General features: G+C 50.6%; 20 protein-coding genes and 1 pseudogene. 10 read left to right on the top strand and 11 right to left on the bottom strand.

Annotated elements, in window-relative coordinates; genetic code table 11:
* The first annotated feature begins 326 nt into the window (after positions 1 to 326).
* The 10 genes from IT781_RS12820 to IT781_RS12775 all read left to right on the top strand — a co-directional run bounded on the left by IT781_RS12820 (position 327) and on the right by IT781_RS12775 (position 13,106).
* On the top strand, positions 327 to 1,982 hold the full coding sequence (locus IT781_RS12820; protein WP_194970559.1) for a SulP family inorganic anion transporter: 1,656 nt from the start codon (positions 327 to 329) through the stop codon (positions 1,980 to 1,982).
* Between the two features lie 74 nt (positions 1,983 to 2,056).
* Positions 2,057 to 4,147, top strand: coding sequence for a hydrogenase 4 subunit B (hyfB, locus tag IT781_RS12815; RefSeq protein WP_194970558.1), 2,091 nt, complete (start codon positions 2,057 to 2,059; stop codon positions 4,145 to 4,147).
* Entirely contained in the window at positions 4,147 to 5,091 is a 945-nt protein-coding gene (locus IT781_RS12810) for a respiratory chain complex I subunit 1 family protein (RefSeq protein WP_194970557.1), read from the top strand. The genes hyfB and IT781_RS12810 overlap by 1 nt, the downstream gene beginning before the upstream one ends.
* Entirely contained in the window at positions 5,091 to 5,768 is a 678-nt protein-coding gene (locus tag IT781_RS12805; protein ID WP_194970556.1) for a formate hydrogenlyase, read from the top strand. Before IT781_RS12810 ends, IT781_RS12805 begins: the two co-directional genes overlap by 1 nt.
* Positions 5,765 to 7,228 (top strand): hydrogenase 4 subunit F, encoded by a 1,464-nt coding sequence (locus IT781_RS12800; protein WP_194970555.1) that lies wholly within the window; start codon positions 5,765 to 5,767, stop codon positions 7,226 to 7,228. Before IT781_RS12805 ends, IT781_RS12800 begins: the two co-directional genes overlap by 4 nt.
* The gene (locus IT781_RS12795) at positions 7,225 to 8,808 is read left to right on the top strand and encodes an NADH-quinone oxidoreductase subunit C (RefSeq protein WP_194970554.1); all 1,584 of its coding nucleotides are present in this window, start codon (positions 7,225 to 7,227) and stop codon (positions 8,806 to 8,808) included. Before IT781_RS12800 ends, IT781_RS12795 begins: the two co-directional genes overlap by 4 nt.
* Before the next feature lie 9 nt (positions 8,809 to 8,817).
* Positions 8,818 to 9,327 (top strand): NADH-quinone oxidoreductase subunit B family protein, encoded by a 510-nt coding sequence (locus IT781_RS12790; protein WP_194970553.1) that lies wholly within the window; start codon positions 8,818 to 8,820, stop codon positions 9,325 to 9,327.
* 187 nt (positions 9,328 to 9,514) lie between these two features.
* Positions 9,515 to 10,204, top strand: a complete 690-nt coding sequence (locus IT781_RS12785; protein ID WP_228779130.1) for a DUF2490 domain-containing protein — start codon at positions 9,515 to 9,517, stop codon at positions 10,202 to 10,204.
* 59 nt (positions 10,205 to 10,263) lie between these two features.
* Positions 10,264 to 11,715 carry a sensor histidine kinase gene (locus IT781_RS12780; protein WP_194970551.1) on the top strand — a complete coding sequence of 484 codons (1,452 nt, stop codon included), beginning with the start codon at positions 10,264 to 10,266 and terminating at the stop codon, positions 11,713 to 11,715.
* The gene (locus tag IT781_RS12775) at positions 11,712 to 13,106 is read left to right on the top strand and encodes a sigma-54 dependent transcriptional regulator (protein WP_194970581.1); all 1,395 of its coding nucleotides are present in this window, start codon (positions 11,712 to 11,714) and stop codon (positions 13,104 to 13,106) included. The genes IT781_RS12780 and IT781_RS12775 overlap by 4 nt, the downstream gene beginning before the upstream one ends.
* 543 nt (positions 13,107 to 13,649) lie before the next feature.
* On the opposite strand, the gene IT781_RS12770 is transcribed toward IT781_RS12775, so the two are convergent.
* The 11 genes and pseudogenes from IT781_RS12770 to IT781_RS12720 all read right to left on the bottom strand — a co-directional run.
* Positions 13,650 to 13,844, bottom strand: coding sequence for a hypothetical protein (locus IT781_RS12770; RefSeq protein WP_194970550.1), 195 nt, complete (start codon positions 13,842 to 13,844; stop codon positions 13,650 to 13,652).
* A 468-nt stretch (positions 13,845 to 14,312) separates the two neighbouring features.
* Positions 14,313 to 15,587 carry a hypothetical protein gene (locus tag IT781_RS12765; protein ID WP_194970549.1) on the bottom strand — a complete coding sequence of 425 codons (1,275 nt, stop codon included), beginning with the start codon at positions 15,585 to 15,587 and terminating at the stop codon, positions 14,313 to 14,315.
* A gap of 19 nt (positions 15,588 to 15,606) precedes the next feature.
* A complete protein-coding gene (locus IT781_RS12760; RefSeq protein ID WP_194970548.1) occupies positions 15,607 to 16,206 on the bottom strand; it encodes a polysaccharide biosynthesis/export family protein in 600 nt (199 codons plus the stop codon).
* Positions 16,207 to 16,239: 33 nt separating this feature from the next.
* Positions 16,240 to 16,485: a hypothetical protein gene (locus IT781_RS12755; RefSeq protein ID WP_194970547.1), complete on the bottom strand. Its 246-nt coding sequence runs from the start codon at positions 16,483 to 16,485 to the stop codon at positions 16,240 to 16,242.
* 341 nt (positions 16,486 to 16,826) lie between these two features.
* Positions 16,827 to 18,518, bottom strand: coding sequence for an exosortase E/protease, VPEID-CTERM system (gene xrtE, locus IT781_RS12750; protein WP_194970546.1), 1,692 nt, complete (start codon positions 18,516 to 18,518; stop codon positions 16,827 to 16,829).
* A 65-nt stretch (positions 18,519 to 18,583) separates the two neighbouring features.
* Positions 18,584 to 18,973 (bottom strand): VPEID-CTERM sorting domain-containing protein, encoded by a 390-nt coding sequence (locus IT781_RS12745; RefSeq protein ID WP_194970545.1) that lies wholly within the window; start codon positions 18,971 to 18,973, stop codon positions 18,584 to 18,586.
* Between the two features lie 55 nt (positions 18,974 to 19,028).
* The gene (locus tag IT781_RS12740; protein WP_194970544.1) at positions 19,029 to 19,211 is read right to left on the bottom strand and encodes a hypothetical protein; all 183 of its coding nucleotides are present in this window, start codon (positions 19,209 to 19,211) and stop codon (positions 19,029 to 19,031) included.
* Positions 19,212 to 19,448: 237 nt separating this feature from the next.
* A complete protein-coding gene (locus IT781_RS12735) occupies positions 19,449 to 20,372 on the bottom strand; it encodes a glycosyltransferase (protein ID WP_194970543.1) in 924 nt (307 codons plus the stop codon).
* A gap of 762 nt (positions 20,373 to 21,134) precedes the next feature.
* The gene (locus IT781_RS12730; protein WP_194970542.1) at positions 21,135 to 22,418 is read right to left on the bottom strand and encodes a nucleotide sugar dehydrogenase; all 1,284 of its coding nucleotides are present in this window, start codon (positions 22,416 to 22,418) and stop codon (positions 21,135 to 21,137) included.
* A 59-nt stretch (positions 22,419 to 22,477) separates the two neighbouring features.
* Positions 22,478 to 22,884: pseudogene (locus tag IT781_RS22365) on the bottom strand (transposase); the annotation flags it as partial.
* Between the two features lie 202 nt (positions 22,885 to 23,086).
* On the bottom strand, positions 23,087 to 23,587 hold a 501-nt coding region (locus IT781_RS12720; protein ID WP_194970540.1), incomplete at its 5' end, for a PKD domain-containing protein.

Below are 23,587 nucleotides of genomic sequence, written 5' to 3'. Positions count from 1 at the left end.
CATTTATGCTGAATTTATATCGAAAAGCATTTATCCGGTAAATCAGTACAAAAACTTATATTGACTTGTTGCGGATATTGAAACGGGCTCGCTAGCTTTAATCAATTTGAAAAGTGCATTGGATGCTTTCCAGCTCATCGGTGCAAATAAACCGATGATGGTGGTTTTGCACCTTCGCTTTTTTAATCACGCCACCGTCGGATGAATTAATAAATCAATATTTTTTCCAATAAATCATAAGGTTAAGCTTAACCATATTATTGGCATGATAAGTGCTTTCTCAGTGTTCTGAATACACAAATTTTTAGCATTGTGAGGACTTAACCATGATCAAGACTTCGCTATCGGCATTACCCAAAACCGGACTGGCTGGCTTGAAAGAGCACTGGCGCAGCGATTTGCTGTCCGGGTTTCTGGTATTTCTTATTGCCTTGCCATTATGCCTGGGCATCTCGATGGCATCCGGGTTCCCGCCTTCGGCCGGGATTATTACAGCCATTATCGGCGGCATACTGGTTTCGCGCATCAACGGTTCATACGTGACAATCAACGGACCGGCCGCCGGCTTGATCGTCGTAGTTCTGGGCGCGGTGCAAACGCTGGGAGAAGGCGATGCGATGGCCGGCTACCGCTATACGCTGGCGGCGATCGTCGTTGCCAGCGTGCTGCAGATTCTGATGGGTGTCTTTAAGGCCGGCCGCCTCAGTTCTTTTTTTCCGGCATCGGTCGTGCACGGCATGCTGGCCGCGATCGGCATCATTATCATGACCAAACAGATCCACGTCATGCTCGGCGTGACGCCTGAGGATGGCAGTCTGTTTTCGACCATGGCGCAGATTCCGCATAGCTTGCTGCACCCTAATCCGGAAATTGCCCTGATCGGCTTGACTGGGCTGATCATTCTGGTCATCTGGTCGCTGCTGAAAAATCCTACGCTGAAAATGATTCCGGCGCCCATTCTCGTCGTGCTGGCCGGCATGGGTCTGGGCCGTTATTTCGACTTGAATCACGAGCATATGTATCTGTTTTTGCCGGATGCGCCTTTCATAGACCATCATGAAGCAACAGTCGGGCCAAGGTTTCTGGTTGCGATATCCGACAACTTCATGTCCAGCTTTTACTTTCCCGATTTTTCCAAGTTTATGACGACTGAATTCTGGGAGGCCGTAGTCAGCATCAGCCTGGTAGGCAGCCTCGAAAGCCTGCTGAGTGCTGTCGCGGTAGACAAACTGGACCCTTATAAACGCCATTCCGATCTGGACCGCGACCTGACGGCAGTGGGCATTGGCAATCTGATCGCCGGCCTGATCGGCGGCATGCCGATGATCGCCGAGATCGTGCGCAGCTCTGCCAACGTCAACAACGGCGCCAAAACCGGCTGGGCCAATTTCTTTCATGGCGCCTTGCTGTTGCTGTTCGTCGTGCTTTTCCCGCGCCTGATCCACAGCATTCCCTTAGCGGCATTGGCGGCATTGCTGGTCTATACCGGTTTTCGCCTGGCCTCGCCCAAGGAATTCGCCAAAGTCATGGGCATCGGAAAAGAACAGTTCTTTATTTTTATGGTCACAATAATCGGAGTTCTGGCGACCGATTTATTGATCGGCGTTGCCATCGGTATTTTGGTCAAACTGACCATTCATGTTTTGCGCGGGGTCTGGCTCAGGAACCTGTTTAAAATTCATTTTGACATTGACCGGCCGAATAATGATACCGTTGTGGTCAAACTGACGGGTTCGGCGATTTTTTCTAACTTCCTGCCGCTGAAAAAAGCGCTGGCTACGCTGGAACCGGGCAAAACCGTTGTCTTTGATCTATCGGACGGCTATCTGATCGATCATACCGTCATGGAATTCATTCATGACTACATGCACAACTACGAAGCGCACGGCGGCCATTGTCGGCAAATAGGCAGGGCTTCGGAAAAATTCTCGGATCACGCGCTGGCCGCGCGATTAATGACAGCCGACGAAAGGAAAAGCTAAGCCTTAGCCTTTTAGCACCAAAGAATGGGCGATCAACCGATCGCCCTGCCCTGAATCGCTTTACGGAGAATTGAATGATTCTTGTACTGGCTTACTGCTCCATCCTGTTCAGTTTCGTCTCCTGCCTGCCGGCGTTGCTGATCCATCAGCGCCGCAATATCAATCTCCTGGCGCTTAGTCGGCGTTGGGGAATTGATGATCTGGAAGATCCACGTATTCCAATTCTGGTGCGACAAGCTGTATTCGGCTTGCTGGGCCTGTCGGGATTTTTCGCCGTACTGGCCGGTTTGGGCGCGTTGATCAGCAATGAAGTATTCACTGACAAGATTGGTCTCGGCCTGCCCTGGCTGCCCTGGCAGGTGCGGTTCGACAATCTTTCAGGCTTCTTCTTTTTAATCATCGGCATTGCCGTTAGTGCCGTCAGCATTTACGGCCCCGGCTATGTCTCGGCCTTCGAAGAAGACAAACATCCATTTGCCGTTCTGAGTTTGTTCAGCGGCCTTTTCATTGCCGGCATGTTGCTGGTGCTGTTGGCCGATGACGCCTTCTTTTTCATGATCGCCTGGGAACTGATGTCGGTCGCCAGCTACTTTCTGGTGGCGTTTCAGCATGACAACCCGGCCAACCGGCGCGCGGCTTTTCTTTACCTGCTGATGGCGGAAATCGGAGCGCTGGCCATTATTCTGGGCTTCGGCGTGCTAGCCAGCTTTGCCGACGGCTTCACATTCGATGCCTTGCGCGAGGCCCGGCTGTCAACCGCCTGGGCCAGTATCGCGTTTGTGCTGGCATTGCTGGGCTTTGGCATGAAAGCGGGGCTCGTGCCCGTGCACGTCTGGCTGCCGGAAGCGCATCCGGTGGCGCCGTCGCATATTTCGGGCCTGATGAGCGGCGTGATGCTGAAAGTGGCATTGTACGGCCTGATCCGGTTCTGCTTTGACCTGATCGGCGAGGTACACTGGCAATGGGGGCTGGTGCTGATGCTAGTGGGCACGCTGTCAGCCCTCGGCGGCATTTTGTACGCCATGATGCAGACCAACTTAAAGCGGCTGCTGGCTTACAGCTCGGTCGAGAATATCGGCATTATCTTTATGGTGCTGGGCCTGTCGATGATTTTCATGGCGCAGCATTATCCTCAACTGGCGGCACTGGGCTTTCTGGCGGCGCTGTTTCACGCTTTCAACCATGCGTTATTCAAGAACCTGCTGTTCCTGGGCGCAGGCATTATTCATCATCAAACGCATGAATTGAATATCGACCTGATGGGCGGCCTGATCAAACGTATGCCGAAAACCAGCATGCTGTTTCTGATCGGCTTCATGAGCATTTCGTCGTTGCCGCTATTTAACGGCTTCGTATCGGAATGGCTGGCTTTCCAAACAGCACTGCAGGTCGATGTCATCGATAATGGCGTTTTGCGCAGCCTGATTCCGGTCGCAGCCGCCGCTTTGGCACTGACCGCAGCCCTGGCGGCGGCCTGCTTCGTCAATGTCTTCGGCATCATGTTTCTGGGGCTGCCCCGCTCGCGGCATTCCGATAAAGCACAGGAAATTACTGATAAAGGCATGTTAATAGGAACTGCCCTGCTGGCCAGCCTGTGCTTTCTGTTCGGCATCTTTCCAGGCCTGATGATCGGCCTGATCAATAACATTGCCGGGCAAGTGCTGGGGGCGTCTTTGCCAGACGGCGCCAAACTGAGCTGGCTGCATCTGGCACCGGTTTCTGCTGAGCAGGCATCCTATTCGGCGCCTTTGGTTCTGGTCGGAGCCCTGATCGCAGCCGGCATCTGTTTCCGCTATCTGCGCCGCAGCCCTGCAACGGTCATGCGCCGGGCTGAAACCTGGGACTGCGGCTTCGGCGGCCTGACACCACGCATGCAGTACAGTTCCAGCGCCTTCACGATGCCGTTCAGGCGTATTTTCGCCAAGGTCTGGATTATCGATGAACAGATCAAAAAAGACAGCCAAGGCGCCATGGATCAGGATGTCGCGGCTATCCATTATTCCCTGCAAATTCAAGATCACAGCTGGCCACGACTGTATCAGCCGATTGAGCGAACCGTCAACAGGACGGCCAGGCTGGTCGGGCGCATTCAGACCGGCAATATCAGGACTTATCTGGGCTATTCGTTCGTTACCTTAATCATCATGTTATGGATCATCAGTTAATGAATTGGTTATTGGCAATTTTACAAACTATTTTGTTTGTTGCGCTGGCGCCCCTGCTGGCCGGCTGGATCAAAAAGTGCAAATGCCGCTTGCAAAACCGCAAGGCGCCATCCTTATTCCAGCCTTATCGGGATTTGCTCAAGCTGACGCGCAAGCAGCCGGTGGTCTCGGATCAGGCCTCATGGATCTTCGCGACCTCCCCGTACATCATATTCTCGGCCATGGTGCTGGCCGCCAGCATCGTGCCGCTGATCGCCGTTGACCTACCCACCTCGGCCAACGCCGATGTCATCGTGCTGATCGGTTTTTTTTCCTTTGCCCGGTTTTTTCTGGCATTGGCCGGCCTGGACATCGGCACGGCCTTCGGCGGCATGGGCTCATCGCGCGAAATGACGATATCATCGATGGCGGAGCCGGCCATGCTGATGAGTATTTTTGCGCTGACCATGTCCGCATCCACGACTAATCTATCGTTCGCTATCGGTCATGTGCTTCATGAAGGGCTGGTCTTGCGCCCTTCATTCATCTTCGCGCTGCTTTCGCTGATGCTGGTCGCGATTGCCGAAACCGGGCGCATCCCGGTCGATAACCCGGCGACGCACCTGGAACTGACCATGATCCATGAAGCTATGATTTTGGAATACAGCGGCCGCCACCTGGCACTAATAGAATGGGCCAGCCAGTTGAAGCTGATGTTGTACGGCGTACTGATTGCCAACATTTTTTTTCCCTGGGGCATTGCCAAGACAATTGCGCCTGTGGATTTGAGTTACGGTCTATTGGCTATCCTGGGCAAATTGGCCTTGCTGGCGATTCTGTTGGCGCTATCGGAAACACTATTCGCTAAAATGCGCCTGTTTCGCGTGCAGGAATATCTCAGCTTTGCTTATTTGCTGGGCTTACTGGGCATGTTGAGCCATATCATTCTGGAGGGAGCTCGCTAATGAATATCGGGCAATTGGACTTTTATACGCAGGCCGTCTTATCGCTGGCGGCACTGGTCGGGCTCACGTCTTTTCTGATGCTGGGCCAGGGCCGAGTACTGCGGCTGATTTTCGTGTTCGCCGTGCAGGGTTTGCTGCTGGCTTTGACTACGGCTGTGGCGGCCTATAGCGTGAATATCCATCATCTTTATATTTCCGCCGTGCTGACGCTGGTCCTCAAAGTGTTTTTTATCCCGTGGATGCTGCGTCGGTTAGTGCTGCAAATGGACATGCACCGCGATGTTGAGGCGTTGAAAAATAACTCCGCAGTGATGCTGGGCGGCGCCAGCCTGATGGTATTCAGCTATTACATACTGCACCCTATCGTACAAACGTCTTCTCTGGTCATGCTGAATGCGCTGGCCGTCAGTTTGTCTGTGATGTTATTGGGCATGCTGTTGATGATCTCGCACCGGCAGGCTGTCGCTCATGTGGTCGGTTTCATGTCGATAGAAAACGGCTTGTTTTTTGCCGCCGTTGTCGCCACGCACGGCATGCCGATGGTCGTCGAACTGGGCGTGGCGTTCGATGTGCTGATCGCGGCCGTGCTGTTCGGCATCTTTTTCTTTCATATTCGCACCAGTATCGATTCGCTCGATGTCGACAAGCTGAACCGCTTGAGCGAGGTGGATAAATGATCGCCGCCTATCTGGTGCTCTTGATTCCGCTGCTCGGCATGGCCTTTTTTGCACTGGCGGGGCACAGGGCCGACTCAGGCCTGTTGAATATCCGATTAAACGCCGTCAATCTGGCTGCCACTGTCTGGCTGGCCATTAATGTGCTGCGCGAAGGCACAATTCTATCAAGAGGCAAGGCGTTCCTGATCGACCCGTTCAACGTCTACCTGATCGTGCTGACCGCTTTCGTCGGCCTGACTACGGCCATTTTTTCTGCGCCTTATATGGAACACGAGAAGGAGATAGGCCGGCTCAACGATGCGCGCCTGAAGCTTTACCATGCCATGTACCAGGGCTTCATGCTGTCGATGTACCTGGTACTGATGACCAACAATATGGGCATTTTGTGGGTCGCAATGGAAGGCGCGACACTGGCGACGGTGCTGCTGGTCAGTCTTTACCGCACGCCCGAATCGGTGGAGGCTGCCTGGAAATATTTCATCCTCTGCGGCGTCGGCATCGCGCAGGCGCTGTTCGGCACGATTTTGCTGTATTACGCGGCCGAGCAGATAGGCAGCGAAGAAAACGCCCTGCTCTGGTCGGTGCTTTATGAAAACGCCGACAAGCTGAACCCCGAAGTGCTTAAAATCGCGTTCGTGTTCCTGCTGATCGGCTACGGCACCAAGATCGGCCTCGTGCCGCTGCATAACTGGCTGCCCGACGCCCATTCCGAAGGCCCGACGCCGATGTCGGCGGTTCTTTCCGGTTTATTACTAAATGACGCACTCTATGCCGTCGTGCGCAACAAAATGCTGGTTGACGGCGCTAGCCATTCCGATATGGCCGGCTTCCTGATGATGGGATTCGGCCTGCTGTCTTTCCTGATCGGCGCCTTGTTCCTGCACCGGCAAAAAGACATCAAAAGGCTGTTCAGTTATTCCTCGATCGAGCACATGGGCATGATGACATTTGCTTTCGGCATCGGCGGCCCATTGGCGACTTTTGCGGCTTTGCTGCATATGACCGTGCATTCCCTGACCAAGTCGGCGATTTTCGTGACGGTCGGCCATGCATCGCAGCTCGCCGGCACGCAAAGCATGGAAAAGATACGCGGCCTGATCAAAACCCAGCCGGAAATCGGCTGGGGCCTGCTGATCGGCACGGTTTCGATTGCCGGCTTCCCGCCTTTCGGCGTCTTCACCAGCGAGTTTCTGGTGCTGCTGGCCACGATGCACAGTTATCCGTGGCTGGCGCCGTTATTATTGCTCGGCATTGGTATCGCCTTCGCGGGCCTGTTCCGGCATATCCAGCCGATCGTCTACGGCGACAAGCCCGAAGGCCAGCAACCGATAAAAGCCAATCTGTGGCCGGTTATGATACATTTGGGCTTGGTGCTCTGGCTGGGCCTGGCGATTCCAGGCTTCCTGGCTGACTGGTTTTCACAGGCGACGGTATTGATTTCAGGGAGTGCGCCGTTATGAGTTATTCAAATTCCAGTTGGAAGACTGATTTTTTAAAGCAGACCAACGAAGCCGGCCTCTCGGTTGAACAGCTCGCCATCGGCCCGTTGAGCCTGTGGCAGATCGTCAGCAGCGACTGGCAACGGTTTGCGGAGCTGGCCGTTCAGCACAATCTGCGCTGGGCGGCCGGCTGGGCGGAGCAGGAGCAGGAATGGTTTCTGATCAATGCCTGTTTCGAGAAGCAGGGCCGCTATGTCCTGCTCCGGACCCGGGTCCATAACCCGAAACCGGAACTGCCTTCTCAAGCCACAGTTTATCCGGCCGCCAGCCGCAGCGAGCGCCATACGCAGGATATGTTCGGCCTGAATTTCGTAGGTCATCCCGACAATCGCCCCTGGATACGGCACAAGGCCTGGCCCAAAAACAGCTATCCGTTGCGCAAGGACTTTCCCGTTCAGGGCGAGCCGGAAGCCGTTACGCCACCTGACCGGGATTATCCGTTCGTCAAGGCCTACGGTGCGGGCGTTTATGAAATTCCGGTCGGGCCTGTCCACGCCGGCATTATCGAGCCTGGCCATTTCCGCTTTCAGGCCGTGGGCGAAACCATCCTGAATCTGGAAGAGCGCCTCGGCTATGTGCACAAGGGCATCGAGAAAATCGCCGAAGGTCGTACGCCCGAGCAACTAGCGCGGCTGGCAGGGCGAATTTCGGGTGATACCACGGTCGGGCATTGCTGGGCGGCCTGCATGGCCATGGAACAGGCCGCCGGTGTTGACATTCCGCCGCGTGCGGCCCTAATACGCGGCATTCTGGCCGAACGCGAACGGGTCGCCAATCATTTGGGCGACATGGGCGCTATCTGCAATGACGTCGGTTTCGCCTTTGCGCAAATGCAGTTCACGCGTCTGCGGGAACTGTGGCTACGAACCAATGCGCAACTGTTCGGCCACCGTCTGTTGATGGACCGTATTGTGCCGAGCGGCGTGGCTTGTGATCTGTCTGAACAGGCCGGCGTCGCGATCAAACGGGAGATAGCTCACCTGAAAGTCGAATTTAGCGAGATTCTGCCGGCTTTGGACTTGAATTCATCCCTGGAAGACAGGCTCTACACGGCGGGCTTCCTATCCGAAGACATCGCCGCCGCTCTCGGCACGCTGGGCTATGTCGGCCGGGCCAGCGGGCAGGATTTCGATGTGCGCCGCGATGCGCCTTATGCGCCTTATGACCGGCTGACTGTCAAGGTGCCGGTGGAAACGCAAGGCGATATCGCCTCTCGCTTCTGGGTCAGATACAAGGAAATCAGCGTTGCCCTGAAACTGATAGGGCAATTCATCGATCTGCTGGCGCCGGGCGAACTGCGCAGCGCATGGCAATCACCTGCGGAAGGTCGTGAAGGTCTGGGCATCGTCGAAGGCTGGCGCGGCGAAATCATCACTTATGTCCGTTTTGACGCCGGCAATACCGTCGCCCGCTTCTATCCGCGCGACCCTAGCCTGCTGAATTGGCCGGCGCTGGAAAAACTCGTGCTGGACAACATCGTGCCGGATTTTCCGGTCTGCAACAAATCCGTGAACGGTTCCTATTCTGGACATGATTTGTAGGAAAAACACATGCTGAGACTGTTTAAAAAAATTCTGACAACCGGCGTGGTCACCGAACGGGTTAAAGCGCCGAAAGATGATGAGCTCGAACAGCTCGGCATCGAGATCAAAAGGCATATCGACCGAAAATTCGCCGGCAGTATCGCGATCAGGCAAGTCGATGCCGGCTCCTGCAACGGCTGCGAACTGGAGATCCATGCGCTCAATAATCCTTTCTACGACATAGAACGTTTCGGCATTCATTTCGTCGCCTCGCCCCGGCATGCTGATGTGCTGCTCGTGGCCGGCCCGGTTTCACGGCACATGCAGACTGCATTGCTGCGCACTTATGAGGCAACACCCGATCCGAAATGGGTTGTCGCGGCCGGGGATTGCGCCGCCTGCGGTGGTGAGTTCGGCATTTCCTACGCCAGTTGCGGCGCAGTGTCTAATGTCATCCCGGTGGATATGATGATTTCCGGCTGTCCGCCGACACCGTTGGCATTGATGAAAGGTTTGCTGGGACTGATGCAGAGATAAAAGTAGGGTACGCACCGCGTACCTTTATTGAGTTGAATAATATTTGCAAAATGGTACGCGGTGCGTACCCTGCATGAGTTTCCAATCAATTCGGTATAATCCCCATGATGCAACGCGGCAACATCCGGGCCGCTTCTCTATGCCTTGCAACAAAAATATGAAATTAAGAATAATGAAGACATCAAACATGAGACTGATTTTACCGCTGCTGATTGGCCTGACGCTTTCGAACCCGATAGCCGCCAAAACAGCCGAAGATTTCCAGACCTGGGGCAATATCACGGCCATGGGCAGTTTGGGCGTCCTCAATCCCGAACTGAAGAGCTTCAAATACTGGCTCGAAGGCCAGGGACGTTTCGGCGAGGATACTTCGCGCTTCTCGCAGGGCATGCTGCGTACGGGCCTCGGTTATGCACTGAACGACAATACCAGTGTCTGGCTAGGCTACGCCTTCATTCCTACCGAGGAACCTTTCACGGTCACGCCGGTTGACGAGCATCGTATCTGGCAGCAATTACTGTGGAGCGAGAAATTTTCGTTCGGCACGATCACCAGCCGCAGCCGCCTCGAGCAGCGCTTTGTGCAGAACGGCGAAGATGTCGGCTGGCGTTTCAGGCAGTTGTTGAAACTATCGACGCCATTGCCTTTCGCGACCGATTTCAACCTGGTGGCAACCGACGAGTATTTCGCCAATATCAACCGAACCGACTGGAACGACGATGGCTTTGACCAGAACCGAGCATTTGCTGGCATCGGCTACAATTTTGACAAAAACACCCGAACGGAAATCGGTTACATGAACCAATATATCCGCAAGGCCGTCGGACCTGACAGAATGAGTCATATCCTGTCTGTTAATTTGTATTTGAATTATTGATGCAAATGGCGCAAGGTGAAGCTTTCCTCCCTTACCTTGCGCCTTGAATCCTATTCCTAATGAAATCACTCTTTTATCGTCCTGTCCAACTGCGCGGCTTGGCGTTTCTGGGACTGCTTTTGCTGGCGCTGGCCATATTAGGCGGCATGATCTGGCGCAACCTGCACCGTTTTGAAACCGTTTTATCGTATGTCACCTATTCTCATCGCATTCAGAATGTATCGGTAAGCTTGCAGCAGTCGCTGATCGAATACCTGACCGGAGCAGTGCCGATTGTGCCGCCCGAAGCCTTGTCCAGAACCCTGGAGGAAATGGACGCGTTAATGACCGATAACCGTCATTTATCGGAAAAAACCCGGCAAAGCCTGGGGACGGTCAGAGATCTGTTGATCGATGTGGGCGAACTGGATCAACTGGAAAAAAACACACGTCTGATTAAAGCGCTCAAGGTCATGAGCAATACGCTCGAGAACGAGTCACTGCAACGCGAATATTTGCTGGAAAACATCAGCCGCACCACGGAAACCGAACTTTACCTGGCATTGGTCATCCTGGCCTGGACTCTGATAGTGGCCGTGCTGTTTCTACATAGCCGCATCCTGCACCCGCTCAATGATTTGAAGCAACTCCTGCAACGGCTGACGGAAGAAAACTACACGCCGATCACGACCGATCACCTTGATCCATTGCTGCTACCGGTATTCAACAGCTATAACGAAATGGTCAAGCATCTGGCGGAACTGGAGGAAGTCAAACGCCTGCATGCCCAGTCCCTGCAGCAGGAAGTCAAACTGGCCACGCAGGCCCTGCTGGAACAGCAATCAAGCCTGGCGCGGGCGGAGCGGCTGGCGGCGATAGGCGAAGTGGCGGCGGAACTGGCGCATGAAATACGCAACCCACTGGCCGGCATTCAGATCGCGTTCAGTAATCTCCGCCGCGAAATTCAGGCGCCCGACCAGCAGGAAAGGCTGGATATGATCAGCGAAGAACTGAAGCGTCTGGCCCGGCTGCTCAACGAGATGCTCGACCAGAGCCGGCACTCGCCGGAGCCGGCGACCGAATTCGATGCGGCCTCGCTGATTCGCGATCTGGTCACGTTGACGCGCTACCAGATTGCCGAAACCGTGCGTCTGGAAATCGACACGCCCTGCCCGCTGCCGGTGCAGTTGCCCGAGAGCGCGCTGCGCCAGGCGCTGCTGAACCTGATCCTGAATGCGGCCGAGGCGCTGGAAAGCGAACCGGGCGTGGTCAGCATCAAAGCGCGCAAGGATGCGCAAGGACTCCATATCGATGTCATCGACAACGGTCATGGCTTTTCAGAAGATATACTGAACTATGGCATTCGCCCGTTCCGTACCAGTCGCCAGCGCGGAACCGGACTGGGCCTGGCTATGGTTCAACGCTTTGTCAAAGATATGGGCGGCAGCATCAGACTCACCAATTACCAGCCGCATGGCGCCTGTGTGTCTATCGTTCTGCCGAATAGTCACCTTGCCGGAGATCAATCCTGATGGAAACCCTGCTAATTATCGAGGACGAAAAACTGTTGGGCTCGGAGCTGTCACGCCACTATCGGCAATCCGACTGGGAGGTCATGCTGGCGACCTCGCTGGCCGAAGCCGAGGAATTATTGCTTAGGGATGAGATGGAGCCTTTGCTGATCCTGTCCGATATGAATCTGCCGGACGGCAATGCACTGGATTTCATGGAAAAGATGAAAAAAAACATCAGCTATGCCGAATGGCTGTTTCTGACTGGCTACGGCAGCGTGCCGGATTCGGTCCGGGCCTTGCGTTTGGGCGCTTATGACTTTCTGGAAAAGCCTTGCGATCTGGATCGCCTCGATCTGGTCGTCAACAGCGCAGCCCGTAGCGCGGCGATACAGCGCCGGGTTATTGATCAGACACGGCAGGAGCATAGGCGCTATTCGCCGGAAGCCTATGTCGGATCGAGCCGCCAGGCGCGCAATGTCCGGGAATTGCTGACGCGCCTGACCAAAGTCCCTTTCAGCGCCCTGATCATAGGCGGCGAAACAGGCACCGGCAAAGGGCTGGTGGCGCGTATCCTGCATTATGGCGGCGCCAGGGCGCGGCACCCGATGATCGAAGTCAATTGCGCCGCTCTGCCGCGTGAGCTGCTGGAGTCGGAATTGTTCGGTCACGAACCTGGAGCCTTTACCGGCGCCTCGGGACGTCACCGCGGCCTGCTAGAGCAAGCCGACGGCGGCACGCTGTTCATGGATGAAATCGGCGAAATGCCGCTTGATTTACAGGCCAAGCTGCTGAAAGCGATTGAAGACCATAAAGTGCGACGCTTGGGCGGCGAGAAGGAAATCACGGTCGATGTCCAGATTATCGCGGCCAGCAACCAGGATCTCGAGCAGATGATACGGGACGGCAATTTCCGCAGCGATCTTTACCACCGCCTGAACGTATTCCGCGTGATGCTGCCTCCTTTGCGCGAGGCCAGGGAGGATCTGGATGAGCTGGTGCCGCTGTTTGTCGCCGAATACAACGCCAAGGCCGGCCGCCATGTCAAAGAGATTCCAGAACAGGTCTGGGATAAATTGCGCGCCCATTACTGGCCCGGCAATGTCCGCGAACTGCGCAACGTCATCGAACGCTGTGTGCTGTTTGCAGACGGTCCGGTTTTTCCGGTCCAGTGGCTGCAATTACCCGGCCAGGAAAGCACGGCTTCGGAAGACACGGCTTCCGGATCGAAAGACAGGATTTGTTTACCATTGGACGGCAGCATGGCGCTGGAAGACATGGATCGCTTCATTATCAAGACCGCCCTGGAACGGGCCGACAACAATCTGGCCGCTGCAACGCGGGCATTGGGCACTACCCGGGAAACGTTGCGCTACCGGGTGCGCAAATATAATCTTAAAACGACGGATTGATTTAAGATTTGGCTAAAAATAACTTTCCTGTTGAGCGATAAAACCAGCATTTATACAGAGGCGAATGTTATTTTTCAAAAGCCAGGGAAATTGTTTCCCGCCGCACCCTAAATTGATATCGGTTGTGGCTTCGTGGTCACTGTCCGAAACGAGAAGGCAATATCGGCAACGTTGTTTTAGAGGATCCGACTCCGAAGAAAAATTTCCACTGAAACTCAGGAACTCTCTGGGGCTAACTCTACCTGTGGGTTAATTTATCTGCGAAATTGATTAATGTCCTTTCATTAAAACGTTGTTAAGTTCACTATTGGAGCTAGTTATTCCCAGGAATCGGCTATGAGCCAATTCTTTTTAACAATTTTATAATTGCTGCCTTATCCATTTTATTATCTCAATTTCAAGCTCCTGGATCCTGCTCCATATTTTTCTAATTTTGGAAGGCCGAGTACTCTGAACTTTGATTTCATTAGGCACTAAAAACCTGCCCCCCTTGCAATGAAGGCAGCCGTTCAATTCAGAACTAATGACTAATCTTCGCTTGAGCTAGCCATGTCCATAGCGTGGTGTTATTCTTAAAGGCTTGAGGACAGGCTTGTGCCGCGGGTCAATTATGCGTTGGATATAGTCAAGCATATCGGGCTGATTATCCCCTTTTAAAAACGTAGGATTAACGGCAACCGGAACAGCTCTGACTTTACCGGTTTCCTTGTCTAAAACTTCAACGGTTATCAATGACACGTCTTAATCTCCTGCAAGGTTGTAACCCGGATCGGGCAAGTATTTACAGCGGTCTATTCTGAGCTTCAGTATGATTTACTGTGAATTTAATTCAATTAGGACTAATACTTAGGCACTAATACTTATTAATTGAGCGTAACTGATTTTATTAGTTGAATCGGTACGATCGTGTTGACTTTCAAACCCGGCAACGGCACGTGCCTCAATGGCGAAAAATGATTGTTCATCCAGTTGTCGATTCTTTTCTGGCCTGCTGCATGTATGCCCCCGTTCGATGCCTTTTAATCAGATCGACGGCAGTTGCACGGTTAACGATCGCTCGTACAGGTGGCGTCAAACCCGACTCGAAACGCACCGAATAACGCTTCTATGAACGGCAGGACATTCGGGTAAACGCCAACCTCGCTCTCTCTTAGGTCGGCTGATGAGCGCAACGCTTTGATAACCGTTGCTTGTTGACTTAAGAAGCTAACGGGAACGCTGAATGCCATCCCAAGAATAATTCAGAAAAAGCATCACGGCATTGGAATGACTCGTTCCCACATTGATATTCCGCAAATTCTGGAGATTTTGCAGATTCTGGTCCTGCTGGTAATCCTGCCAGCTGTAAACATAGCTGCCCTTGAGCTGCCAGTTTCTCGTGGGCTCCCAGGCAATGCCTGCGACCGTTGTGAAGTAGGTGCGATCAAATTGGCTGCCTGTCGACTGGCCGCCGCCGATTGATTGGTTATTTGAGAAATTTCCCGAGAGATCCAGCAAAAGATGTTGGGTAAAACGATAAGAATAATTGGCGAAGACGTTGTGGTTTTGCAACGTTTGCCCCAAGGAGCTAGGATCAATAGAATTGGAATAGCCGGCAGAGAACTTAGTCAGCTTGCCGTCATAGGTTACATCAATATTGGCCTTACTGCCCAGGGATACTGAGGAATTCTGTTCCTGCGAAACACCACCGAAATTCTGTCCCACGCCGTCAACCCATACAGGTCCCCCACCGACATTAAATGACCAATTTTCATCGATTTCGTAATTGCCCCCGAGCACAAAGCCAAACAGGTTTTGAGTCGTTGCATTTAGAGCCGATATGCCAAATCCAGTGTATTTGATATTGGAATAAAAGAGATTTCCTGTCAGGGTAAGGCGTCGGCTCCACTCATGACTCTCGCCCAGACTAACGGCGTAAGTCTCATTGCCGCTGAAATTCAGTGAACCTTGGTTATTGAAGGCAACGCCGACAAATGAATTTCTATAGCTTGTCTTGGAGTAAGAGCCAATCAGGCTCAACTTGTCGCGTTCTGTCCACTGCCAGGCCCACGAAGGTTCTATCCGGTATTGTTCAGACTGACTATTAGGCACAAGCAGCCCTGTATCTGTAATTTGTTGGGCATAGGAACAGCTGATACTGTATCCGCCACTTAAACCATAAACGCTGCGCTTGGTCTTATATTGATTGTTAAGACTTAGACTATAGTTATCGCAATCCCAGTTCGAATCGTCATAACGGCGAATATCACCCAGCCCTTCAAATGCGATATCCAATACCTCCGTTTTTCGGCTGGCTTGCAGGCTGGGCCTCAAAACGTATCCGGCAACAGAGTCCTTGCGAATAGTATTCAATGATATATTGTCATTGTACTCAAGCTGTTGCCCCAAGTCCCCTTTCACTTCCCATTCGGCGGCGGCTACGTCTTTTCCAAAACCAATGCAGGCCAGCGCGAGCATGGCCATTTTTCGTCTGTAGTACATGCTTTCCTTTTAAAATTGTTCATGGCGCCACGATAGTATCGCCGCTTTGCAATAAAATATTCGATTCTATGTTTTCGCCGTCTTCAACATCGCCGTACTCAAAAGGCAAGGACTTGGCTCGACCATCTGCTTCACGCCTCAATACGATAATGCTGTTTTTCTTGGCAAATTCTGTCAGGCCACCGGCCATGCTCAAGGCTTGCATTACATCCGTAGGCCTTGTCATCACGAATGCCCCCGGGTGGGCGACCTCGCCGGTTACATAAATCATGTTGCCCGTTGCGGCGAGTAACCTGACGTTTACTTCGGAGTCCGGAATAAATTGTTTAAGACGTTCCCGTAGTAAACTGACTAACTCCTCAGTCGTTTTACCGGCAGCGGCGACATGGCCGACCAGAGGAAAAGAGATTGTGCCATCCGGCAGCACCACTACATCCTGTTTTAACTTTTCCTCTTCCCAGACGGTAATTTGCAGCTTATCGCCCGGATTGAGGCGATAATTGCTATCCGCCTGAGCAAAAGCCTGATCAGGCAGCCAAAGCATGCAACCCAAAAAGAAAGCTAAAAGACTGCCTCTATAATTTGGAAATATTAAACTTCTCAAAGTGAATGTATTCATTTGCTCGCTCTCCAAAAACACCACGTTAACTTATCAATATGTATTGACTGTATTGACCACTAAACTGAATTTGAAAAACCCCAAACTACCAACCAATGAAAAATCAGCATTTAAGCCTCTCACCCAATCATAACAATTTTTTCTTTTCCAGGGCTCGAGGCACCGCCTGTACTTCCCAATGGGCATTTTAATTGCAGTTCTAACTTCAGCCATAAGCTTATCATTTTTCAAAGGAAGGGCGTTATTTCTTTCCAGTGACTTATCGAATGAATATTTCATGACATTTCTACCCGGTTCTTTAAATTGGCAACTGGCCAGTGAAGCTGTAGCAGCAGGGCTGCGGAGTGCCAAAAGCGGGCAATCGGCACAAAACGGAATCTGATGAAAATAGTCGGCAGATTGAAGAAGTCATGGTTTTATTACGGAAAAATTTACTCCGCAGAAGGAATAAAATGCGTGTAAGCCGATTTCCCCCTATCAATGAACTGCTCCCCTTTCCAATCATATAAATCATTTCAATACCATCGATTTTTTATAATTTTGCTGATGAAACGCTAATCCTGATCAGCAATATTATTCAGACTGCGGCAGCGCTTTGCAGCCTCCGGTTTCGTCAGTTTTTATGACCATAAAGACCATTTCGCCTGTGTGAGGACAAAAACGGCAATCAATGCGTTGGTCGTCATATGGGCAATGACGGCGTCGCCAAGCTGCCCGCGACGATATAGAGCCAGGGCATAACCCATTCCGGCCAAGATTCCGGCAACCCAGCGTTCATGCATTAATCCGAAAAGTACGGAGGTAGCCATGAATGAAAACCATGAGAACTGCCCAAGCGGTACATTTTCAAAGTCTTTCGCGGTTAATTTGCGAATCAAGTAACCGCGGAAGGCAAGCTCCTCAGCCAAGGGCACCGCGATTGCCGACCCAATCACGCGAAAAGCCAGCCAGATCACAGCCGATCCGCTCGTGAGCTCCGCCAATCCCTGTGATAATGCAGTCTTGCTGCTGTCAGCGTCGGGCTCCAGCAACATCCAGATCAGGAACACTGCAGTGCCGATTAACAGCGCCTGCCAGGACCAACTCCAGCCGAGGCCTTTATAAGCATCGCGGAAGTAGTAAAGCGCCACCGCGATAGCTGCCACGCGGACAGGATATAGTCTATCAAAGCCGCTGGAAAAGGCTGACGACACCATTGAAGCAGCCATCAAAGCCAATAATGGAACAAGCAGAGCCGCTGCAAGAGATTTGTCGGCTCCAACAACTGGAAAGCCTGAGTTGGCAATGGTAAAAAACTGCATCCTGTTAGACAAAGCAATCGCACCGATGGCAATTAAAGTGAAGGCTATCCAGCCGGCTTGGGCGTGAAAGCCTTGTAGCGCCACTTCAGGAGAGAAGGACGCGCCGATCGCAATCAACATGGCAATACGTACGGCATTGGCCAACCAGATAAATAATATGCCTAGAGGAAAAAGCCAAAAGGCTTGCGGGAAACGTAGTGCCTTACGGAATAGCCAAAGATAAATAGCAAGAAATAAGGTAATTAAGGCAATCCCTTCCAAACCTGAGCAAGGATAAAAGATTTCAACCTGAAAAGAGGTTGTACCTAGCAAGAATTTTTCCGGCTGATAGACGAGGGGCTGATAGACGAGGTCGTCATAAATCCAGCTGAGCAGTGCATGGACGAGCTGCATGGTAGGTATGGACAAAGAGTTCCAGAATTCTTCTTGACCTAAGAATCCTTCTCTTCGATTGAGCACTCTTATGGTCTGCCAAGCGCCTATCCCCAGCATGCCTCCCATTAGCAATGCTGTATACTCCTGACGGATCAGCCGCAGCCAGAACTGCCCTGGAGCCAAAGCGAGCAGCCATAACAGCAAAGTTGCGCTCAACAATGTAAACCAAACTGTAAACCAGAATGCTGTGAGCCGAGCGGGATTGACCGGTGTTGCAAATAGGAATGCAGTAACAACTGCGAACGCAAAAAAAGTGAAAATGTGGAATGCTAACCAAATCGACCAATGATAATCGCTCGACTGCTCCCGTAAACTGCCAAGCACGGCCTTAATCCGCGGGCTAAAGATAAGGAGATTGGCGCAGATGATCCAGAGGCCAATCCGCCAAATCTTATTCGAAGAATGGAATAACCGAACTGACCAGCTAACCTCAGTCTCCAGGAGTGGCGGCATATCATGCCTGATCGTTATCGCCATGAATTCGAATGCCAGAATTGCCAGAAGCAATGACCAGCGAATTGCTAATCGTTTTGAGGTTGCTATGGTGCAAAATTGTGTTACATATTCAGTCATCATTCGGCAAAGGTGAGAAAGAGCGGATCAGCATAAGTAGTATGCTGATCCGGTTTTAATGCTATAGATCAGGAAATGTTAACCCGTCGAGACCGAGGCCTTTCGCCCGCCAATAATAAAACACCGGTTAGCAAAGCGATCGCACTGGTTCCGGATGCGGCATCAATTTCTGGAGCAACGCCTCTTACTACGCTACCTGTAGATGTAGAACCATTTGTAACTCCACCTGAAGGTGTAGATCCATAAGATTGCTTTGACTCATAATTCCCAACCTGCCACATCTTATTACGCCAAGCATGTATTTTACGGTGCAAAGTGCTTAGCTTATGTACAAGTGTCGATCGAGAGAACCAATCCGATTTACCATTGTTTGTTTTGCTGTCTTCGTCAGCCCAGGCGTTGCCAGTAGTTAAGAACACAACCGCTATACCCGCTAATAACATTTGTCGAATATTCATATAAACTCCTTCGCTTGCTTTCTCATTTATTAATAAAAGACCAAACTACTTTCGTTTATAGATAAAGCCACAAACCATCGAATGAATTAACGATAGGGCATTCGGCTCCTGGTCGTTTCACTTCTAAATCTTTTCTAATGATCGCGTTCATTTCATGCCTTTGTTTTTGAATTGCTGCTGCTGAATTGAGCCGCAACATTTCAAAATTTTGAGCAATACCATGCACTATTTTTTCCATTATTTTCTAGCAGTCTAGGTTAGCCGCCTAACTACTATGATATATCGCTCAAAAGTCATTATTCTTTATCCTGCTCAACCTTACAATGAGTATCAACACCTAAGTAATTTACGCAATAACCTGATTTACGGCAATGCAAAAAAGCAACAGCAATATATATGTCCGCCTCCGCTTGACTTTAGAATTTTAATGACCCGGTACAGTTAGTGGGCGCAAACAGGAAGAGATATTTTTCATCTACTTTGACTTAATTGAAACATTACAAAATAGCAATACCGATTTCATTAGCCTTCTTATATCGAATGGCTCTAGGACAAAAGCTGTTCCAGCCGCACGACTTGCCTCTAAATAGCGTTCCTGATCAGCTAAAATATTTGCCAAATGGGACCATTTTGCAGCCAATCGCCTGTTGGCAATCGCATGAGCTTTCGGATGGACTTCTTCGGTCCGAGCTTTGATATTGGAAAAGACTGTTATTAAACTTTGAAGACATTCTTCCCGCTCAGACCCGGTCTGATTCACATGAAAGCGTCTTTTCAAAAAAGGTTCAGAAATATAATGAAAGCGCATTTTCATAGAGGCCCTGCTGAACCAGTCTTCATCCTCTCCAAAGCATAAATTCTCATCAAAGAACCCTACTTCCAAAAATGTACTCTTCCTGCAAAGCAAAGTTCCTAGGTGGAAATATCGTCCCGCGGCTACATCGAGGACGGGGTCGAGCACATAGCCCGAAGTATCGCAACGCGGCCATGTTACACTTTTGCATTGGTTGAGAAATTCCCGGTCCTCTTCATGGTCAACAAACCATTCCACCTCTTGAAAGCTCAGAATATCATCACCTAACACCCTATTTATCTGAGCGTTGAGTTTGCCGGGAGACCAAAGGTCATCACTGTCCAGGAAGGCAAGCAGTTCGCCGCTGCTTTCCCGAACGCCGCGGTTCCGTGCAGCACTGACGCCACGATTTTCCTGATATATGTAACGAATAACATTCATGTACGGCTTAAGCACATCCTGTGTGCCATCTGTTGATCCGTCATCCACAACAATAATTTCAAGATCATCAATATTTTGCTCTAGTACGCTGGTAACGGCTTCGACGATAAACTTACGACGATTAAATGTAGGAATTATGACCGTAATATATTTTTTACTTTGCATAATAGTGGTTTCTTTTAGGTTTCTGATTGTTCGACTGATGTTATGCAGTCTGCATTTTTTGCAATTCAAAATAGGCCTTCTAATTGCCCTTATATCTGATCTTCAAGCATTCCAGCTTGAACACGGCATAGATGACCAAACACAGGGTTGTTCTGCATGATCACCATGCGAGTTGGAGATTTTGCCAACCCGCATTGGCTTTCAGGGACTTATGAAATCCTTCAACTTGCCATCGTTGCTGGCAGATCGACCTGTTAGCCATCGCACCTTAAATCACTGCACACCAGACTCAGCAAGCCGGTGCTACTGTCTTTATTTGCAAACCCACCGCACGAAAAGCACTTCTTATTCGAAGCCCATCAGCCAACCATGCCTGCACATGATCTCGCCCTCATCCGTCTATGCTTTCTCCTGAACCCTATTATCAAAAATTAGACAGCCGGCCTCGCGCTCAAACTGTCGCACCATCGATTTGACCTCCCACCATAAATCTTTCGAGGTATAATCTCGCTCCGATAAAAACCTCGTCAATTGATCATGATTTACTTCGCCGTTCAGCATTGCTGGCAAACTTATTGCTGTCGCATAGCTGGTGTGGCTGATTAAATAATCGATGCATAACTCAAGCTTTTTTCATAGCAAGATAAGAAACTTTTTCAGCGGCACCCGTAACATCAGTTATTATTTTTAGAGGCCGCATACCAAGTGCCTGAATCCTTTAAAGTCAAGCTCATCAGTTAAAACAATTTCTACCATGAAATATTACAACCTCCAAAGTTTAATGCCTTTTGGTACCCTCTCTCTTTCAAGCTTGGCTTTGATATCTATAACTATGCCTGTCTCATCATGTAATAAACCTAACAAATAAGACCAATCCTTATCTAAAAAGTAATCATGCGGTACAGCTAACAGCACGGCATGAGCGGGTTTCAGTTCATCTTCTGATGATAATTTAACCCCATATTCTTCCATTATTTCATTTGAATCCGACAGGGGATCGAACACCTGCACATTAATGCCGTAGGTTTGCAATTCTCTATAAATATCAATGACTCGTGTGTTTCTTATATCGGGAACATTCTCTTTAAACGTAAAGCCTAAAATAGTGACTACGCTGCCTCTGACGCACTTTTCGGCTTTGATTAATTCCTTTACCGTCTGAGCGGCTATGAAGTTTCCCATACTGTCATTAATACTGCGCCCGGACAGGATGACTTGTGGTGTATATCCTAAAGTTGCCGATTTATAAGTAAGATAATAAGGGTCAACGCCTATACAGTGTCCTCCCACCAGTCCGGGATCGAATGGCAAAAAATTCCATTTTGTTGATGCCGCGGCCAAAACATCTCTTGTATCAATATCCATTTTATTGAAAATCAAAGCCAGCTCGTTCATTAATGAGATATTTAAGTCCCTTTGAGTATTCTCAATCACCTTGGCTGCTTCCGCGACTTTGATGGTAGCTGCTTTATGTACACCAGCCGTAACCACGGATTCATAAACAGACGCTACAGTTTCCAGCGTTTCAGGCGTATCTCCTGACACTACTTTAGTAATAGTCTTAAATGTATGCTGTCTATCGCCGGGATTAATTCGCTCAGGCGAGTACCCGACATTAAAATCGATACCCCATATCAATCCCGATTCCTGTTCCAGAACAGGAATGCAATCTTCCTCTGTAGCTCCCGGATAGACTGTTGATTCATAAACAACAATATCACCTTTTTTAAGTTGTTTACCTACAGTTCTTGAGGCCTTGATTACCGGCCTCAGATCCGGCTGTTTGGCTTTATTGACCGGCGTAGGTACTGCAATTATATGAAAATCCGCCTTTTTTAAGTCTTCAGCATTACAAGTATATAAAATATTGGCTCTAGTCAGATCTTCCACATCTACTTCATTGGTGCGCTCAATGCCTTTTTTGAGCTCTTCAATGCGTATCGAATTGATATCGAATCCGATAACCTGCTGATTTTTACCAAATTCGACTGCAACCGGCAATCCGACATAACCCAGACCAATTACTGATATTTTTCTGTTATGCATACTTACCTCCCAATTTTGTACAAATCTCTATGAGGTGGTCGTAAAATCGATCAATACAGTTAAGCAACATTCTGTAGTTGATTCATTTCTGCTTCATATGTGCTGGGACTTTTGTAACCCGGGTACAGGCGTAGCCACTGAGGGTTATAAAACACTGAGATATAGAACAGCCTGCTGCGCTTCATACCGGGTTTGATAATTTCGCTATTGCACGAGTTCCTGTTTCAAACGGCCAAAGAAGCTTTCCAGCACGGCATTGTCCCAGCAATCGCCTTTCCGGCTCATGCTGCCTTGGAAGCCGTGGGCCTTCAATAAGGACCGAAACGTCTTCCCGGCATCTTTGAACACGGCGATCCGACATGATGGCTCAAGCCGGCTTCAGGGCGGCGCTACCAGATTGCCATCGTCAAGCATTGCACACCAGTTGCGCCTGCATGCGGGAACTCATGCTCCAGCCGACCGCCTTATGATGTTCCTTGATCCAGTTCCTCAGCATTATTGGTTTAGATAGACAGGCTTCGAGCCGTTTCAGCTTGGCTTGGCCTTGTTCCAGGGACCAGCCTGAATCCTTTTGAATACTTTTTGTTCTTATCGTCGTTTTTTACTCCAGTTAAGGTCTATCTCTCAACTGGACTGATCAATTCTTTTAGACCGCCTCAGTCAGGCATTCACTTGATTTCTCCCGCAGATCCCCTCTTAGCCTCCACGGTAACCAAGTTTCTCTTAGTCTTGGTGACACTTTCACTTGGTCCGATCAATGTCAGACTTACGCTATACATTCCTGGATTAGGGTAAGTCGCAGTGACGACTTCAGCAGTCGTGTTCGTTACGGAAGGAGTGATTGAACCTGGGAAATCCCATTTCCAGCTTATGACTGTCCCGCTGCCGACAGGCGTGAAACTCACCACTAAGCCCGGAGCGCCGCTGGTTGCACTGGCAGTGAAATCCGCCGTTAGCTCCGCCTTGATAGGAACTATTTTACTGACTTCGTTGGCATAATTGCTTTCGGTGGTCCGGGTCGCATCATAGGCCTTCACCGCGAAATAATACTTTTGACCTTCTTGCAATCCGCACACCGTGAGCGAGGTCTTGTTGCCGGCATCAATGTTTGAACTGTACTTGCCGCTGCTCTGGCCGTAGGAGACGATATAACCGCCGACATTGGGGGA

Origin of the sequence: Methylobacter sp. BlB1 (genome assembly GCF_015476545.1) — a bacterium.
GTDB lineage: Bacteria > Pseudomonadota > Gammaproteobacteria > Methylococcales > Methylomonadaceae > Methylobacter.
This window is presented reverse-complemented; position numbering and strand designations above follow the sequence as displayed.